Source organism: Actinomadura sp. 6K520 (assembly GCF_004349245.1).
Lineage (GTDB): Bacteria > Actinomycetota > Actinomycetes > Streptosporangiales > Streptosporangiaceae > Spirillospora.
In genome coordinates, this window is record NZ_SMLC01000069.1 from 1 (window position 1) to 16,885 (window position 16,885).

The window sequence follows — 16,885 nt, forward strand, 5'->3', positions numbered from 1 at the left end:
GCTTTAAGCAACTGCCCAACACACGGTACGCCGGATCTTTGCAGCATGCAACGTTCGACCGGGACGTTCCGCGTTTCCAGGGCCGTCCCGGTCGAACGTTGCATGCTGCAAAGATCCGGCGTACCGTGTGTTGGGCAGTTGCTTAAAGCGATCGACCAAGAAGCGGGGGACGAATGGCCGACGACGAGGTGCCCACGCGGATCCGGCTGCTGGAGGCGGCCGTCGCGGTGCTGGCCGAGGGCGGCTGGTCCGCGGTGACCTCGCGCGCCGTGGCGGACCGGGCCCAGGCCAACAACGCGCTCGTGCACTACTACTTCGGGTCGGTGGCCGCGCTCCGGCGGGCCGCGGTGATGCACGCCATGGAGAGGGAGCTGGAGGGCCCCGTCGAGGCGATCCTGCGGGCGGAGGACGTGCTGGACGGCGTCGCCGCCGCGGTACGCCGCCTCGCCCGGAGCGGGGCCGGGAGCGGGGAGGGCACCGACGGGCAGCGCGTGCTCGCCGAGGCTTTGACGCACGGCATGCGCGACGAGGAGCTGCGCGCCCAGAGCGAACTCCAGGTCCGCGCGTTCCGGGACATGCTGTCGGACCGGCTCGCCGCGAACCAGGCCGCGGGCCTCCTGCGCGCCGACGCCGACCCCGCCGGGCTGGCCGTGGTCCTCGGCGCGCTCCTCGACGGCCTGCTCGTCCACATGCTGATCGACCCCGGGACGGACATGACCGGCCCCGCCGCCGGGCTCCTCGCCCTGCTGCGCCCGCCCGGCGGCGCCCCCGGCGGCCCGGCCCCCGAAGGCCGCGCGGACGAACGCCGCGCAGACGAACGCCACGCAGACGGAGGAGACGGCGATGAAGCGTCATGACCGCGGGCGGGCGACCGTCCGGAGCGACCACGGCGACGGTGGCGGCGGGGACGACGGCCGCGACGGCGCCCCGGCGGTGCTGCTGCGCGGCGCCGGGAAGACCTATGGCGGCGGCCGCGCCGAGGTGCGCGCGCTGCGCGAGGTGGACCTGGAGGTGCGGCGCGGCGAGTTCGTCGTGCTGCTCGGCCCGTCCGGCTCCGGCAAGACGACCCTGCTCAACCTGATCGGCGGCATCGAGCCCGCCACCGCCGGTGCGGTCATCGCGGCCGGCCGCGACATCTCCGGCCTGGACGAGGACGCCCGCACCGCCTACCGCCGCGACACCGTCGGGTTCGTGTTCCAGTTCTTCAACCTCGTCCCCTCGCTGACCGCGCTGGAGAACGTCCGGCTGGTCGCCGAGCTCACCGGACGCGGCGACCGCGAGCGGTCCGCGGCCGCGCTGGAGGCGGTCGGGCTCGCCGGCCGCGCCGGCCACTTCCCGGCCCGGCTGTCGGGCGGCGAGCAGCAGCGCGTCGCGATCGCCCGCGCCATCGCCAAGGACCCCGAGCTGCTGCTGTGCGACGAGCCGACCGGCGCGCTCGACCTGGAGACCGGGCGCGGCGTCCTGCGCGTCCTGCAGGACCTCAACGGGCGCGGCCGCACCGTCATGGTCGTCACCCACAACGCCGCGATCGCCGCCATCGCGCACCGCGTGGTGCGGATGCGCTCCGGCCGCATCGCCGAGGTCACCACCACCGCGGCCCCCGCCCCGGCCGAGGAGGTGACGTGGTGAGCACCCTCAACGTCAAGCTGCGCCGCGACCTGCGCCGCCGCCCCGCGCAGCTGGTGTCGGTGGTCGTGCTGGTGATGCTCGGCGTCGCGCTGTTCGGGGCCTCACACGACGCCTACGAGAACCTCGACTCCGGTTACCGGGACCTGTTCGCCAAGTACCGGTTCGCCGACCTGACGCTGTCGGGCGGCGACACGGCCGCGATCGCGCGGGAGGCGCGGGCGGCGCCCGGCGTGGCGGCGGCCGCCGTCCGCACCGTCGCCGACGTGCCGATGCGCACACCGGACGGCGGCACGCTCGTCGGCCGCGTCGTCGGGTTCCCCGCCGGGTCGCAGCCGGCCGTCAACCGCGTGATGGTCCTCCACGGCCGGTACCTGGACCCCGCGGCGCCGTCCGGCGTCCTCGCCGACAAGCACCTCGCGGACGACGCCGGACTCGGGCCCGGCGCGACCGTGGCGGTGTGGGACGGGCGGGCCTGGCGGGACCTCGTCGTGCGCGGCACCGCGTCCTCGCCCGAGTACCTGTGGCCCGCGCCCAGCCGCCAGAACATCCTGCCCGCGCCCGGCTCGTTCGGTGTCCTGTACGTCCCCGAGGAACTGGCCCGCCGGCTCGCCGGACGCGACGCGCCCAACGAGGTGGCCGTCTACTACACCCCCGGCGGGCGCGACGCGTCCGGCCGCCTCGACGCCGCCCTCACCGCCGCCGCGCGGGCCCGCGGCGCGGGCGCGGCCGTCACCCGCGCCGAGCAGCCCAGCAACGCCACCCTCGCGCAGGACATCAAGGGGTTCTCGCAGCTGGCGGTGATGTTCCCGCTGCTGTTCCTCGCCGCCGCCGGCATCGCCGTCTACGTCGTGCTGACCCGCCGGGTGGCCCGTGACCGCGTCGTCATCGGGACGCTGCGCGCCAGCGGGTTCCGGCGCCGCACGGTCGTGGCGCACTACCTGGCGACCGGCGTCGCCGCCGGCGCCACCGGCGCCATCCTCGGCGCCGGCGCGGGCCTGGCGCTGGCCGGGCCGGTCACCCGGCTCTACGGCGACGCCGTCGGCCTGCCCGAGACGACGGTGACCGTCCGTGCGGCGACCCTGCTGTACGGGCTCGCGTTCGGGCTGGTCGCGGGGGCCGTGGCGGCCCTGGCGCCCGCGGTGTCGGCCGCCCGCGTCCCGCCCGCCGAGGCGATGCGCGGCGTCGTCCCGGCCACCGGGGGAGCGGGGTGGGGCGCCCGCCTGGCCCGGGCCGTGCCCGCCGCCGGGCGGCTGCCCGCCGGGGTGTGGCTGGTCCTGCGCGGCCCCGCCCGCCAGGTCCGCCGCACCCTCTACACCATGGCCGGTGTCGTCCTCGCCCTCGTGCTCATCCTCGTCTCCTGGGGGATGCTCGACTCCTCCCAGGCGACCGTGTCCCGCCAGTTCGACCAGGTCCAGCGGCAGGACGCCGAGCTCACCCTCGGCCGGCCCATCGACGGCGCGTCACTCGGCGCCCTGGCGGCGACGGAGGGCGTGCGGGCCGCGGAGCCGTCCACCCGCCTCCCCGCCACGATCACCGCCGGTGGCCGCGGCTACTCCACCACCGTCGTCGGGCTGCCCGCGGGGACGCGGATGCACCGGTTCCTCACCCCCGGCGGCGGGGAGCGGTCCCTGCCCGGCGGCGGCGCCCTGCTCGGGGCGGCACTGCGCGACGAACTCGGCGTGGACACCGGCGACCGCATCGGGCTGCGCCTCCCCGGCGGCAGGACCGTTTCCACCACCGTGGCCGGGTTCGTCGACGAGCCGCTCGGCACCCACGCCTACGCGACGCTCGACCAGGTCGCCGCCTGGGCGCCGTCGGCCGAGCCGGACACCGTCCTGGTCCGGTTCGTGCCCGGCGCCGACCGCGCCGCCGCCGAACGCGCCCTGACGTCCCATCCCGCCGTGGTCGCCTACACCGACACCGGGGCACTGAAGAAGGCCATGGACGAGTACATGAACCTGTTCTACGTCTTCGTCGCGATCATGCTCGCGTTCGGCGGGCTGCTGGCCTTCACCGTCCTGTTCGCGACCCTGTCGGTCAACCTCGCCGAACGCGGGACCGAGCTGGCGACGCTGCGCGCCGCCGGCGTCGGCCGGCGGCGGCTGGCCCGCCTCGTCACCGCCGAGAACCTCCTCGTGGTAGCGGCGGGCGCCGTCCCCGGCCTGGTCATCGGGCGGATCGCCACCGGGGCGTTCCTCGGCGCGTTCAACAGCGACCTGATGGCCTTCCACACCGAGATCCGGCCCGCCACGTTCGCGTGGTCGGCCCTGGCCGTGCTCGCGGTGGCGCACCTCGCGCAGCGGCCCGGCCTGCGCGGCCTGGCGCGCATGGACCTCGGCGGGCTCGTCCGGGAGCGCGCGGGCTGACGCGGCGCGCACCGGCCGGCGGCGCCCGCGTGGCGCCCGCGTGGCGCCCGCGTGGCGCGCCGGGGCCCCGGCGTTGTAGAAAGTCGTCATGAGCGGGCGAGGCGGCGGCCACGACGACGGCGTCGACGAGGTCACCTCGGCGTTGCTGACCGCGTCGCGGCTGCTCGTGGCGATCTCCGTGCGGTCCCTGGCCGCCGTCGAGGACACCGTGACGATGCCGCAGTTCCGGCTGCTCGTCGTGCTCGCCTCGCAGGGCCCGGCCAAGCTCGTCACGCTCGCCGGGCTGCTGGAGGTCAACCCGTCCACCGCGATGCGGATGGTCGACCGGCTCGCCGCCGCCGGGCTGGTGGACCGGCAGGCCAGCCCCGACAGCGGGCGGGAGATCCGCATCCAGCTCACCGGCGCCGGCCGCGCCCTCGTCGACGACGTCACCGCCCGCCGCCGCGCCGGCATCGCCGAGGTCGTCGCCCGGATGCCGCCCGGCCAGCGGCACGCCCTGGTCGCCGCCCTGCGCGCCTTCACCGAGGCCGGCGGCGAGCCCGCGGTCGGCGGCCTCGCCCGGCTCGGCTGGACCTGACCCGCCGGACGCCGGAACGGGATCGCGGCCGCGTTGAACCCCCGCCGCCCCCGCGTGCGTACCGGTCGGGTGACGTCTCCCTCCCCGGACCGAAAGGACGGCGCCGCATGCGAGGACCCCGCCCGGCCACCGTGGCGGCGTGCGCGCTGGCCGCGGCGCTGCTCGTCGGCGGCTGCGAGCCGATGGGCCGCCAGGGCACCGACGGCGGCGTGCAGCAGGTGCAGGCCACCGGCGGCGGGGCGGCCGGCGGTGCCGGCGAAGGCGCCGCACCGGCCGACGGGGGCCTGCTCACCTCCGCCGACCGGCTCCTCCTCGTGCAGCTCAGGCAGGCCGCGCTGTGGGAGATCCCGGTCGGCCGCGCCGCCGCCCGCCGCGGCTCCCAGGGCGCCACCCGCAAGAACCTCGGCCAGATTGCGACCCGGCACATCCGGTTCGACGCGGTGAACCGCGCGATGGCCGCGAAGCTGAACGTGGCGCTGCCGAACAGCCCGGACGCCGAGCAGCAGAGCTGGATGTCGGAGATCACCGGCAAGTCCGGCACCGACTACGACAAGACCGCAGTGGCGCGGATGCGGACGGCGCAGGGGCTGCTGTACGCGCGGACCGCCGCGGTCCGGGCCAGCACCCGCAACACCACGATGCGCCAGTACGCCCAGCAGGTCGAGGCGTTCCTCAACGGGCAGCTGAAACTGCTGGAGGCGACCGGTTTCGTCACCGTCGACACGCTGCCCGACCCGCCGACCGTCACCGAGGCACCCCCGCCCGGCGTGCCGGGGCGGCGGGCCTCGCCCGCGCCCGCCGCGACGTCCGTCCTCGCGGGCCGCTGACACCCGCGGGCCGCCGACGTTACGGGTCGCCGAGGTTACGGGTCGCCGAGGTTACGGGTCGCCGAGGTTACGGGCCGCCGAGGTTACGGGCCGCCGAGGTTACGGGCCGCCGAGGTTACGGGGCGAGCCCGGCCAGCAGTGTCTCCAGGGCCGCCCCGAGCGGCGCGTCCACCTTGATCAGCGCGTGCTCGTCGCCGCGGGTCTCGCCCCGGTTGGCGATCGCGACGGGAACGCCGTGCCGGGCCGCGTGCCGGACGAACCGGTACCCCGACAGCACCGTCAGCGACGAGCCGAGCACCAGCAGGGCGCCCGCGCGCTCGGTCAGCGTGTAGCACTCCCGCACCCGGGCCGGCGGCACGTTCTCCCCGAAGAAGATCACATCGGGTTTGAGGGGGCCGCCGCACCTCGCGCAGTCCACCGTGCGGAACGCCCCGACCTCCGCGTCGCCGAGGACGGCGTCGCCGTCGGGATTGACCACGGCGCCGGCGGCGGATTCCGCCCAGCCGGGGTTGGCGGCCCGCAGCCGCTCCTCCAGCCGGCGGCGCGCGGTCCGGTCGCCGCAGTCCAGGCACACGACCCGGTCCAGCGCGCCGTGCAGCTCGATCACGCCGTGCGCCCCGGCGGCCTGCTGCAGGCCGTCGACGTTCTGGGTGATGATCCCCGCGAGCAGCCCGCGCCGCTGCAGCGCCGCGACGGCGCGGTGGCCCGCGTTCGGCCGCGCCTCGGCGACGTGCCGCCACCCCAGATGGCTGCGCGCCCAGTACCGGCGCCGCGCGGCGGCCGACCCGGTGAACTCCTGGTACGTCATCGGCTCGGCGCGCCGCAGGCGCCCCGTCTCGCCGCGGTAGTCCGGGATGCCCGACTCGGTCGACAGCCCCGCGCCGCTCAGCACCACGACGTCGCCGTCGGAGACGAGGTCGGCCAGCATCAGCAGCCGCGCGGTCTCCCCGTCGCCGGCCGGGCGGCCCTGTGCAACCTGCGTCACCCCTCCATCCTGCACGACCGGGACGGGTGAGCAGGCCGCCACCGCGGACGGCCGGGAGGCGCGGCCGGGCGCCGGTCAGCCGCCGCCGCCCTCGCGCTCCGGGTTCTCCAGCTGGAAGAAGTTGCTCTGGGAGCCGTCCTTCCGGTGCTCCTGGTAGAGGAAGTTGAGCTTCCGCTCGTCGAAGGTGCGGAACCAGTCGTCCCAGGAGATGTGCTCCAGGTTCTCCCCGCCGTAGCCGGGGAAGTCGAGCAGCAGCCGGCCCGGCCTGCCCTCGTAGTCGCTGCCGGGCACCGTCGACGGCTCGGCGCCGCGTTCCTCGGCCCAGCGGCGGATGACCTCGTGGTCGGTGGTCACCAGGCTCCGCCCGGGCCGCTCCTCGTGCTGGTCCGGCGAGGTCACCTCCTGCTGGTACCGGTGCTCGCCCTGGATCGGATGGTGTGACTCGCCCATCACTGCCCCCCAGTTCGGATGTTCGGGTCTCGGGTGCCCCCTACCCGCCCATCCGGTGGCTAACGGCCCGGTCAGGCCGCGGCGCGGCGGGTCCCGCGCCGCGAGGTGCGCCGCCCGCCCGACAGGGTCAGCAGCAGCCCGGCCACCACGGCCGCCAGGCCCGCCCCGGCCGCGGTCACGGGAACGACGGTCTCCAGCAACCGGATCTTGCCCGCGCCGTCGTCGGCCCTCTCCCGCAGGGCCTCCCGCGACTCCGGCGTCATCCGCAGGTTCAGGTCCGCCACCACGAGGCTCCCCGGCCCCTCCTTCGGCCGCAGCGTCGACACCACGTGCCGCCGCTGGTCGACCGTCGAGCCGGTCCTCGGGTCGATCCAGTACGTGGCGTCCAGCCGGTAGTGGCGGTCCGCCTCGACGGCGGGATCGCCGTCGGGACGCCCGAACAGGCCCGCGGGCAGCGCGGGCAGGTCGCCCGCGACCCTGGTCTCCGGGATGTGCTGGACGTAGCGGTAGGTGAGCCGCCCGTCGACGCGCTCCTCGCCCTCGAAGACGACCGGCCACGCCCGGAGGGTCGTGGTGTCGAACAGCTCCAGGTCCCGCTTGCGCGCCTCCACCGGCCAGAACAGCCCGATACCGGAGACCTTGACGTTCTCGTCCCCCTGGATCGCCGCCCCGCAGCAGTTCTTCAGCCGGCCCGTGCGGTGGTCGAAGGCGTACCGGGCGTTCTGGAGCTCGAGCCTGTAGCCGCGGTCGACGTCCTGCACGACCGTGCCGGTGTCCCATACGGCGGTGCCGTCGCCGGAGGCCTTGACGTCGCCGCGGACGGTGGCGGTCGCCACCACGGTCGCGCCGGTGCGGACCGTGACCGACCCCGCGTCCAGGTAGGTGGCGTTCTCGGCCTGCAGCCGCGTGACCTGGTAGAGGTCCGTCGGGGCGCCGATCAGCATGGGGGCCACGTAGAAGCGCACGAGGACACCGGCGGCGACGAGAAAGGTACCGAGCCCGATGAGTGATACGCCGATGATCCTTCGCAATGCAGCCTCCCGGCCGGCCATCGGACTGGCCGATTTGGTGTGATTTATCGCACTGATCCTCTCGTGTCGCCCTCACGAAAGGAACGCTTCCTGCTCACGAACTGACAACCGCGGCCCCGCCATGGGCCCGCGACGGGCGTGAGGCGCAGTTAACGCGCGGGTGACCTCCGGGTTCCCCGCGGGAAATACGGACCCCCCAGCATCGGGGTTCATGGGAGCCGACAGCGAAACGCACAGGCGGCTGGTCGTGGCGGGCCACGGCCCGGCCTCGCACCGGCTGGTGGAGGCGCTGCGCGAGCGCGACACCGCGGGCACATGGACGATCACCGTCATCGGCGAGGAGAGCCGCGGGGCCTACGACCGCGTCGCGCTGACCTCGCACCTCGACGGCGCCGACCTCGCCTACCCCGCGCACGGCGGCGGGGTCACGGTCGTCACCGGGGAGCGGGTCACCGCGATCGACCGCGCCGCCCGGACCGTCACCACGTCCGCCGGGAGCGTCACCGCCTACGACGCGCTCGTGCTGGCCACCGGATCGGCCCCGTTCGTCCCGCCGGTCGGCGGCCGCGACCTGCCGGGCGTGTTCGTCTACCGCACCGTCGACGACCTGGACGCGATCCGCGACTACGCGCGGGACCGCGCGACGGGCGCGGTTGTGGGCGGCGGGCTGCTCGGCCTGGAGGCCGCCCGCGCGATCCAGAACCTCGGCCTGCGCAGCGGCGTCGTGGAGGCCGCGCCGTGGCTGATGCCCCGCCAGCTCGACGAGGGCGGCGGCGCGATGCTGCGCCGCCACATCGAGGGCCTCGGCATCGCCGTCCACGCAGGCGTCCCCCTGCGCGTCCTGGAGGCGGGCGAGGACGGCGCGGTCGCGCGGATCGTGCTGGCGGACGGCTCGGCCGTCGGCGCCGAGGTCGTGGTCTTCTCCGCCGGCATCCGGCCGCGCGACGAGCTCGCCCGCGCCTGCGGCCTGCCCGTCGGCGAGCGCGGCGGCATCGTCGTGGACGCGTCCTGCCGCACCGAGGACCCGGCCATCTGGGCGATCGGCGAGTGCGCCCTCGTCGGCGGGACCGTCTACGGGCTGGTCGGCCCGTGCTTCTCCATGGCCGAGGTCGTCGCGGACCGGCTGCTGTCGGACGCGAGCACCGCCGTGTTTGAGGGCGCCGACACCTCGACCCGCCTCAAGCTCCTCGGCGTCGACGTCGCCAGCTTCGGCGACCCCTTCGCGGGCCCGGGGGAGGAGGCGCTCGGCGTCACCTACACCGACCCCGTCGCCGGCGTCTACAAGAGACTCGTCGTCAGCGACGACGCGCAGACGCTCCTCGGCGGCGTCCTCGTCGGCGACGCCGCGTCGTACGGGACCCTGCGCGCCCACGTCGGCGGCGGCCTGCCCGGCACCCCCGAGCAGATGCTCTTCGGCGGCACCGAGACCGCGGGGGAGGACCTGCCCGCCGCGACCGTCATCTGCTCCTGCAACAACGTCACCGCCGAGGGCATCCGCTGCGCGATCTCGGAGAACTCCCTTACCGACATGGCCGACGTCAAGGACCGCACCAGGGCCGGGACCAGCTGCGGAAGCTGCGTCCCGCTGGTCAAGCGGCTCCTGGACGCCGAGCTGACGGCCGCCGGCATCGAGGTCGGCACGGCCCTCTGCGAGCACTTCGACCACAGCCGCGCCGAGCTGTTCGACATCGTCCGCGCCGGGCGGATCACCAGCTTCACCCAGCTCGTCCAGGAGCACGGGAGGGGCCGCGGCTGCGACATCTGCAGGCCCGCCGTCGCGTCCATCCTGGCGAGCCTCGGCACCGGCCACATCCTGGAGGGCGAGCAGGCGGCGCTGCAGGACACCAACGACCACTTCCTCGCCAACCTGCAGAAGAACGGCACGTACTCGGTGGTGCCGCGCGTCCCCGGCGGCGAGATCACCCCGGAGAAGCTCATCGTGATCGGGGAGGTCGCCCGCGACTTCGGCCTCTACACCAAGATCACCGGCGGGCAGCGGATCGACATGTTCGGCGCCCGGGTCGAGCAGCTCCCCGACATCTGGCGGCGGCTCGTCGACGCCGGGTTCGAGTCCGGGCACGCCTACGGCAAGGCGCTGCGGACGGTCAAGTCCTGTGTCGGGTCGACCTGGTGCCGCTACGGCGTGCAGGACTCGGCCGCCATGGCGATCCGCCTCGAACTGCGCTACCGGGGCCTGCGCGCCCCGCACAAGCTGAAGTCGGCCGTGTCCGGCTGCGCCCGCGAGTGCGCCGAGGCGCAGAGCAAGGACTTCGGCGTCATCGCCACCGAGAACGGCTGGAACCTCTACCTCGGCGGCAACGGCGGCATGCGGCCCCGGCACGCCGACCTGTTCGCCACCGACCTCACCGACGACCAGCTGATCACCTACATCGACCGGTTCCTGATGTTCTACATCCGGACCGCCGACCGGCTGCAGCGCACCGCGACGTGGCTGGAGTCCCTCGACGGCGGCCTGGACTACCTCCGCGAGGTCATCGTGGACGACCGGCTCGGCATCTGCGCCGAGCTCGACGCCGCCATGGCACGCCACGTCGCGGGCTACTCCGACGAATGGCGCGACACCCTGGACGACCCCGGCCGGCTCAGCCGGTTCGTCTCGTTCGTCAACGCCCCGCGCACCCCCGACCCCAGCATCGCGTTCGAGGTCGAGCGCGACCAGATCAAGCCGATCCCGCCGGCGGTGCCCCGGTGAGCGCCACCGGCGGCGCCGCGGCGGGCGCGGGCATCGTCGTGGTCGGCAACGGCATGGCCGGGTCGCGTTTCGTGACCGAGCTGCGGGACCGCGACCGCCGCGTGCCCGTGACGGTGTTCGGCGCCGAACCGCAGCGCCCCTACAACCGGGTACTGCTGTCGGACGTCCTCGCCGGGGCGGCGCGGCCCGACCACATCAGCCTGGTCGACAACGCCTGGTACGCCTCCTGCGGCGTGGACGCCCGCCTCGGCGTCGAGGTCACCCGCATCGACCGCGCCGCGAAGGCGGTGCACGCCTCCGACGGGACCGTCACCCCGTACGAGACCCTCGTCCTCGCCACCGGCAGCACCGCGTTCATCCCCCCGTTCCCCGGCCTGGAGGACGGGCTGCCCATGGGCGCCCTCGCGTTCCGGACCCTGGACGACTGCCGCCGCATCTCCGAGCTGGCCGAAACCGCCGTCCGCGCGGTCGTCGTCGGCGGCGGGCTCCTCGGCATCGAGGCGGCCCGCGGCCTCGCGGGCCGCGGGCTGGACGTCACCGTCCTGCACCTGGCCGGCCACCTCATGGAACGCCAGCTCGACCCCGCCGCCGGCCGGGTCCTGGCCCGGACGCTGGCGGGCCACGGGATCGCCACCCGCCTGCGCGCCGACGTCACCGCCCTGAACACCGCCGGCGGCGCGGTGACCGGCGTCGAGCTCGCCCTGCCCGGCGGCGGGACGGAGACCATCGCCGCCGACCTCGTCATCCTGTCGTGCGGCGTGCGGCCCGAGGTCACCCTCGCCCGCGCCGCGGCCCTCGCCGTCGGCCGCGCCGTGCTCGTCGACGACGAGCTGCGCTCGGTCACCGACCCCGCCGTCCGCGCCATCGGGGAGTGCTCCGAGCACCGCGACGAGGTGTACGGCCTCGTGGCGCCCGCGTGGGAGCAGGCGGGGGTGCTCGCCGGGCTGCTGGCCGGCACCGACCCCGCCGCCCGGTTCACCGGCGCCCGGCAGATCACCCGCCTCAAGGCCGCCGGGATCGAGCTGGCCTCGATGGGCGAGACGCACCACGGCGACGACGACGACGGCGTGGAGGTCGTCCGGTTCACCGACGCGGCGCGCGGCACCTACAAGAAGGCGGTCATCCGGGACGGGCGGCTCATCGGCGCGATCCTGCTCGGGGAGACCGCCACGGCGGGCACGCTCACCCAGCTCTACGACCGCGCCGACCCGCTGCCCGCCGAGCGCCTCGGCCTGCTGTTCCCCGGTATCGGCGGCGCCGTCGAGACCGCGTCCCCGGTCCTCATGCCGGACGCCGCGACCGTCTGCCACTGCAACAACGTGACCAAGGGGCAGGTCCGCGCCTGCTGGCAGGCCGGCGCCCGGACCGCCGGCGACGTCGCCCGCGAGACCAGGGCGGGCACCGGCTGCGGGAGCTGCCGCGGAGCCCTGGAGGGCATCGTCTCCTGGCTGGACGGGCAGGAGACGGCGGACGGCCCGGAGTCCGCCGACGTGGCCTGACGCGCGGCGGGTAGGCTCCGCCGCATGGCCGCCTCCGATAAGGACCTACCGGGGGCCGACCGCCCGGCCCGCAGGAAAGGACGGCTCCATGACCGACCCCGGCCCCTTCGGCGAGGACGTCGTGCGCCAGATCATGCGCCACATGAACGACGACCACGCGGCCGACTGCCTGACGATCTGCCGGGCGCTGGCCGGCCGGCCCGGCGCCACCGCGGCCCGGATGACCGGCATGGACGCCGACGGCATCGACTTCGCCGTCACCGACGGCGGCGCCGAGCATCCGGTGCGGATCCCGTTCGGCGAGCGCCTCACCGAGCGGCCCCAGGTCCGGCGCGAGGTCGTCCGGATGACCGAGGAGGCCCGTGCCGCGCTCAGCGCGTGACTGGACCTTCCCGACGCCGCGTCGGTAAAGTAGCCGACGTAACGTCGGGAAATTCGCCGCGACACCTTCCCGGAGAAGTTAGGTAAGGCTAGCCTAATCTCTGGGTGAAGGAGGGACCGGATGGACGATGCTCGAACAGGGGAGGCGTTCTCGGCGCGGCTGAGGGCCGCGACCTGGAGCGACCACGGCGACAACGAGACCTCCGCCTACATGAGCGCGCTGGTCGAGGGCCGCCTCGGCCGCGACGAGTACGCGGTCCTGGTGGCGCAGCTCCACCCGGTGTACGAACTGCTGGAGGCGGCCGCCGACCGGCTGGCGGCGGACCCCGCCGCCGGCCCGTTCGACCTGCCCGGGCTGCGCCGCCTGGAGGCGCTGGAGGCGGACCTGGCGTTCTTCTACGGCCCCCGCTGGCGCACCCGGATCGAGCCCAACGCGGCCACCGCGCGCTACTGCGAACGGCTCCGCGAGGTGTGCTTCAGCTGGCCGGGCGGCTTCGTCGCCCACCATTACACCCGTTACATGGGCGACCTGTCCGGCGGGCAGTACATCGGCCTGCAGGTCCGCAAGACGCTCGACCTGTCCGCGGGCGACGACGGCGTCCGCTTCTACCGCTTCCCGGGCAAGCCCAAGGCGTACAAGGACCGCTACCGCGACCTCCTGGACGCCGCCCCCTGGGACGCCGCCGAGCAGGAGCGCGTCATCGGCGAGGTCAGGACCGCCTACCGCCTCAACGCCGCCCTCACCGAGGAGCTCGGCGAGGGCTTGCGGCCCAACGCAGCCTGACCTCGGAACGGACACCGCGTTTCACGCTTTTCCGGCTGACCGAAAACTGGTCGCGGTTTGCCGGGGCTTGACCTGGACATCCGGTAGGCAACCGAGGGGCGGGAAGACGTCCCCGACCGACCGGAGGTCCACAATGCTCGCGATCGTCGCCGCGATCGTCTTCGCGCTCGCCCTGCTGTTCGACCTGGCCGACATCACGTCGGACGCCATCAACAACGGGACGCTGACCGTGCTCGGCCTGCTGCTGCTCGCGCTGCACCTCGGCGGGGTGGGGGCCGGCACCGACTGGCGCTCGCGCGGCCGCGGCCGCACCCGCGCCCGCCGCTGACCCGCACTGCCGCCGTACCGCGACGCCGGACCAGTCCCGCCGCCGGGCCGCGCGACCATCCAGGCCGCGCGGCCCGGCGGCCTTTCGGCTCGCGGCCCCCAAAAAATCTACAATGTAAAGGCGCCGGGCGGTGGCTACCCGGAATCCCGGGCGAACGCCCGCAGGCCCGGCGGATCCACCACGATGATCTTCCGCCAGCCGGTGCGGACGAGCCCCTCCCCGCGGAGTGTCGCGAGGGCCCGCGCGACGGTCTCCCGCGAGGCGTCCATCCAGCTCCCGAGCTCCTCCTGGGACAGCGGCGGGCCCAGCACGACTCCGCCGGAGGCGTCCGGCGGGCAGTGCCGCGCCGACCGGTCCGCCAGGTCGGACAGCAGGATCGCCAGCCGCCGCGCGCCCTGCGCGGACACGTGCGCCTGCAGCCGGCGGCCCGCGTCGTCGAGGCGGCGCACGAACGTGCCGCTGACCAGCCGCCACACGCGGGGATGGGCGTCCAGGAAACCGGTGAACCGGGAGGCGGGCACGACCAGCGCCCGGACCGGGCCGAGCGCCGCCACCGTCGCCGACCGCTCCCGGCCGCCGAGGACCGCGCTCTCGCAGACCAGGTCGCCCGGCCCGCGGACGGCGAGCACCACCTCGCGGCCGTCCGGGCCGGACGAGGTCACCTTGGCCCAGCCGGACTCGATGACGATGAGGTGGTCGGAATCGTCGCCCTGGTAGCACAGCGGCATCCTCGGCTGGTACCCGCGGGGCCGCGCGACCCGCCGGAGCGCTGCCCGCTCCACGTCGTCCAGCGCGTCCCAGAACGCGTCGGACGGGCCGGCGGCGAGCCCGCCGCCCGCCGCGGTCCCGGGATGCCCGCTCACCGCCGCGCGTCCCCGGCCGCGGGCGTGCGGCGAACCGGTACCCACGGCAGTTGGGAGGAGTGGGGCGGTGAGGCCCAGTGCCGCGGGTACCGGTCGTTCATGCGGCCCGTTCCGTCCGTGACCCCGCCCGGACGGCGGCCGCTCGAGTGCGCATCGTGCATGAGCCCATGAGAACCCCTCACCGATGAGGATGCTGCACGCCGGAGAACGCGCTGTCTGCGTCATCTGACACTTTTGGCGAAAATTGCAGAGCCGGGCGGGCCGCCCGGCGGTCACCGGGCCAGGGCGTTGAGGAGCCGGTTGACGGGACCGCCGAGGTTCCAGCGGTCGGCCAGCCCGACGAGCGCCTCGGGGTCGCGCGCCCCCGCGGGAAGCCGGTCGTCCAGCGCCGCCAGTTCCGGCGCGTCGATGTCGGTGACCACCCGCACCACCGTCTCGGCGGCGGCCAGGTAGTCGCGCGCGGCCTCCATCCGGCGCCGCGCGCCCGCCGGGAACCCCTCGGCGGTGCCGGAGTCGAGCGCGGCGAGAATCCCCTCGATCGACCCGAACCGGGTGACCAGCGCGGCGGCGGTCTTGTCGCCGACGCCCGGGACGCCGGGCAGCCCGTCGCTCGGGTCGCCGCGCAGCGTCGCGTAGTCGCCGTAGCCGCGGCCGGGGATGCCGTACTTGGCCGCGACCTCCTGCTCGCCCATGACCTGGAGGTTCCGGATGCCGCGCGCCGTGTACAGGACGAGGACCGGGCCGCGGTCGTCCACCAGCTGGAACAGGTCGCGGTCCCCGGTCACGATGTCGACCGGCCCGTCCGCCGCACCCCGGGTCGCCAGGGTCCCGATGACGTCGTCGGCCTCGTACCCCGGGACGCCCGCGCGGGCCAGCCCGAACGCGTCCAGCACCGCGTCGATGACCGGCAGCTGCGCCTCCAGCGCGTCCGGGGTCTGGTCGCCGCCGTCGCCGGCGACCCGGTGCGCCTTGTAGGACGGCAGCGCGGCCACCCGGAACTCGGGCCGCCAGTCGGCGTCCATGCAGCACACGAGCCGCTCCGGCGACCGGTCCTGCACCAGCCGCGCGATCATGTCGATGAGCCCGCGCACCGCGTTCACCGGCGTCCCGTCGGGCGCGGTCACCGACTCGGGCACCCCGAAGAAGGCGCGGAAGTACAGCGACGGCGTGTCCAGCAGCATCAACCCGCTCATGCGAGGACATGCTGCCACGCCGGTACGACGTCGGCGCGGGGGCGCGCCTCTGGGATCCTGGTACCGGAGAAGATCGCGAGATTGGAGACGGGTGTGACAACGGAGTTGTATCCGCGTGAGCGTCCCGGCCTGGTGCGCGACGCGGCGGCCGGGGCCGGTCTCGGCGCGGTGCTGCTGACCCCCGGCCCCGACCTGCGGTACGTCACCGGGTACGACGCCAAGGAGCTGGAGCGGCTCACCTGCCTGGTGATCCCGGCCGGCGGCGAGGCGTTCCTGGTCGTGCCCCGGCTGGAGCTGCCCGCGGCGCAGGAGTCCCCGGCCGGCGCCCTCGGCCTTGAGCTGGTGCCCTGGGACGAGACCGACGACCCGTACGAGCTCATCGCCCGCCGGCTGCCCCGCGGCGTGCGGACGGTGGGCGTGGGCGACCGGATGTGGGCGGTCATGGCGCTGCGGTTCCGCGCCGCGATGCCGGACGCCGAGCAGGTCGCGGCCGGGGGAGTGCTCCGCGGGCTGCGGATGCGCAAGAGCGCCGCCGAGGTCGCGGCGCTGCGCGAGGCGGGCGCGGCGATCGACCGCGTGCACCGCCGCGTCCCGGACATCCTCAAGGCCGGCCGCACCGAGCGCGAGGTCGCCCGCGACGTCGCCGAGGCGATCCTCGCCGAGGGCCACACGCGCGTCGACTTCGTGATCGTGGGGGCCGGGCCGAACGGCGCCAGCCCGCACGCCGAGCCGTCGGACCGGGTCATCCGGCCGGGCGAGCCGGTGGTGGTCGACATCGGCGGGACGATGCCGAGCGGGTACTGCTCGGACTCCACCCGCAACTACTGCGTCGGCGAGCCGCCCGCCCAGTACCGCGCGTACTACGCGGTGCTGGAGGAGGCGCAGCGGGCCTCCAGCGCGGCCGTCCGGCCCGGGGCGACGCCCGAGGCGGTGGACGCCGCCGCCCGCGACCTCATCGCGGCGGCGGGGTACGGCGAGCACTTCTTCCACCGCACCGGGCACGGCATCGGGCTGGAGTCGCACGAGGACCCCTACATCGTGGCCGGCAACCGCGAGCCGCTGGAGCCGGGCATGGCGTTCTCGATCGAGCCGGGCATCTACCCCGGCCCGCACGGCGCCCGCATCGAGGACATCGTCGTGTGCACCGAGGACGGCCACGAGTCGGTGAACCACACCGAGCGCGGCCTGGTGATCGTGGGCTGAGCGCGGTTTCCGGCCGCCCGGGCACCGGGGGCGCGGACGGGTTTTCCGTCCGCGCC

Annotated in this window: 16 protein-coding genes; 11 read left to right on the forward strand and 5 right to left on the reverse strand. The window is 75.1% G+C overall.

Annotated elements, in window-relative coordinates; genetic code table 11:
- The first annotated feature begins 173 nt into the window (after positions 1–173).
- The 5 genes from E1289_RS19345 to E1289_RS19365 all read left to right on the forward strand — a co-directional run bounded on the left by E1289_RS19345 (position 174) and on the right by E1289_RS19365 (position 5,399).
- The gene (locus E1289_RS19345; RefSeq protein ID WP_131982087.1) at positions 174–857 is read left to right on the forward strand and encodes a TetR/AcrR family transcriptional regulator; all 684 of its coding nucleotides are present in this window, start codon (positions 174–176) and stop codon (positions 855–857) included.
- Positions 844–1,629, forward strand: a complete 786-nt coding sequence (locus tag E1289_RS19350; protein ID WP_131982089.1) for an ABC transporter ATP-binding protein — start codon at positions 844–846, stop codon at positions 1,627–1,629. Before E1289_RS19345 ends, E1289_RS19350 begins: the two co-directional genes overlap by 14 nt.
- Complete coding sequence (locus E1289_RS19355; protein ID WP_131982091.1) at positions 1,626–3,995, forward strand: ABC transporter permease; 2,370 nt, start codon at positions 1,626–1,628, stop codon at positions 3,993–3,995. Before E1289_RS19350 ends, E1289_RS19355 begins: the two co-directional genes overlap by 4 nt.
- 88 nt (positions 3,996–4,083) lie before the next feature.
- Positions 4,084–4,572 (forward strand): MarR family transcriptional regulator, encoded by a 489-nt coding sequence (locus tag E1289_RS19360; protein ID WP_131982093.1) that lies wholly within the window; start codon positions 4,084–4,086, stop codon positions 4,570–4,572.
- A 107-nt stretch (positions 4,573–4,679) separates the two neighbouring features.
- The gene (locus tag E1289_RS19365; RefSeq protein WP_131982095.1) at positions 4,680–5,399 is read left to right on the forward strand and encodes a DUF4142 domain-containing protein; all 720 of its coding nucleotides are present in this window, start codon (positions 4,680–4,682) and stop codon (positions 5,397–5,399) included.
- A 115-nt stretch (positions 5,400–5,514) separates the two neighbouring features.
- Here E1289_RS19365 and E1289_RS19370 read toward each other — a convergent pair whose 3' ends face one another.
- The 3 genes from E1289_RS19370 to E1289_RS19380 all read right to left on the reverse strand — a co-directional run bounded on the left by E1289_RS19370 (position 5,515) and on the right by E1289_RS19380 (position 7,865).
- Positions 5,515–6,384 (reverse strand): NAD-dependent protein deacetylase, encoded by an 870-nt coding sequence (locus E1289_RS19370; protein WP_243712963.1) that lies wholly within the window; start codon positions 6,382–6,384, stop codon positions 5,515–5,517.
- Positions 6,385–6,459: 75 nt separating this feature from the next.
- Positions 6,460–6,834 carry a hypothetical protein gene (locus E1289_RS19375; protein WP_131982097.1) on the reverse strand — a complete coding sequence of 125 codons (375 nt, stop codon included), beginning with the start codon at positions 6,832–6,834 and terminating at the stop codon, positions 6,460–6,462.
- A 71-nt stretch (positions 6,835–6,905) separates the two neighbouring features.
- A complete protein-coding gene (locus tag E1289_RS19380; RefSeq protein WP_165970541.1) occupies positions 6,906–7,865 on the reverse strand; it encodes a DUF3068 domain-containing protein in 960 nt (319 codons plus the stop codon).
- A gap of 211 nt (positions 7,866–8,076) precedes the next feature.
- Between E1289_RS19380 and nirB the strand changes: the two genes are divergently transcribed.
- The 5 genes from nirB to E1289_RS19405 all read left to right on the forward strand — a co-directional run bounded on the left by nirB (position 8,077) and on the right by E1289_RS19405 (position 13,570).
- Positions 8,077–10,578, forward strand: coding sequence for a nitrite reductase large subunit NirB (nirB, locus tag E1289_RS19385; RefSeq protein WP_131982101.1), 2,502 nt, complete (start codon positions 8,077–8,079; stop codon positions 10,576–10,578).
- Entirely contained in the window at positions 10,575–12,077 is a 1,503-nt protein-coding gene (locus E1289_RS19390) for an FAD-dependent oxidoreductase (protein WP_243712965.1), read from the forward strand. Before nirB ends, E1289_RS19390 begins: the two co-directional genes overlap by 4 nt.
- Positions 12,078–12,165: 88 nt before the next feature.
- Positions 12,166–12,459, forward strand: coding sequence for a DUF2470 domain-containing protein (locus E1289_RS19395; protein WP_131982103.1), 294 nt, complete (start codon positions 12,166–12,168; stop codon positions 12,457–12,459).
- A 120-nt stretch (positions 12,460–12,579) separates the two neighbouring features.
- Positions 12,580–13,242: a biliverdin-producing heme oxygenase gene (locus tag E1289_RS19400; protein ID WP_131982105.1), complete on the forward strand. Its 663-nt coding sequence runs from the start codon at positions 12,580–12,582 to the stop codon at positions 13,240–13,242.
- Positions 13,243–13,375: 133 nt separating this feature from the next.
- Positions 13,376–13,570, forward strand: a complete 195-nt coding sequence (locus E1289_RS19405) for a hypothetical protein (protein WP_131954178.1) — start codon at positions 13,376–13,378, stop codon at positions 13,568–13,570.
- Positions 13,571–13,704: 134 nt separating this feature from the next.
- On the opposite strand, the gene E1289_RS19410 is transcribed toward E1289_RS19405, so the two are convergent.
- Both E1289_RS19410 and E1289_RS19415 read right to left on the reverse strand, forming a co-directional pair.
- Positions 13,705–14,433 carry a Crp/Fnr family transcriptional regulator gene (locus E1289_RS19410; RefSeq protein ID WP_243712966.1) on the reverse strand — a complete coding sequence of 243 codons (729 nt, stop codon included), beginning with the start codon at positions 14,431–14,433 and terminating at the stop codon, positions 13,705–13,707.
- Positions 14,434–14,705: 272 nt separating this feature from the next.
- Positions 14,706–15,626, reverse strand: a complete 921-nt coding sequence (locus E1289_RS19415) for a 5'-3' exonuclease (protein ID WP_131982107.1) — start codon at positions 15,624–15,626, stop codon at positions 14,706–14,708.
- A 93-nt stretch (positions 15,627–15,719) separates the two neighbouring features.
- Here E1289_RS19415 and E1289_RS19420 point away from each other — a divergent pair, with 93 nt between their 5' ends.
- Entirely contained in the window at positions 15,720–16,829 is a 1,110-nt protein-coding gene (locus tag E1289_RS19420) for a Xaa-Pro peptidase family protein (RefSeq protein ID WP_131982109.1), read from the forward strand.
- Positions 16,830–16,885 lie beyond the last annotated feature (56 nt).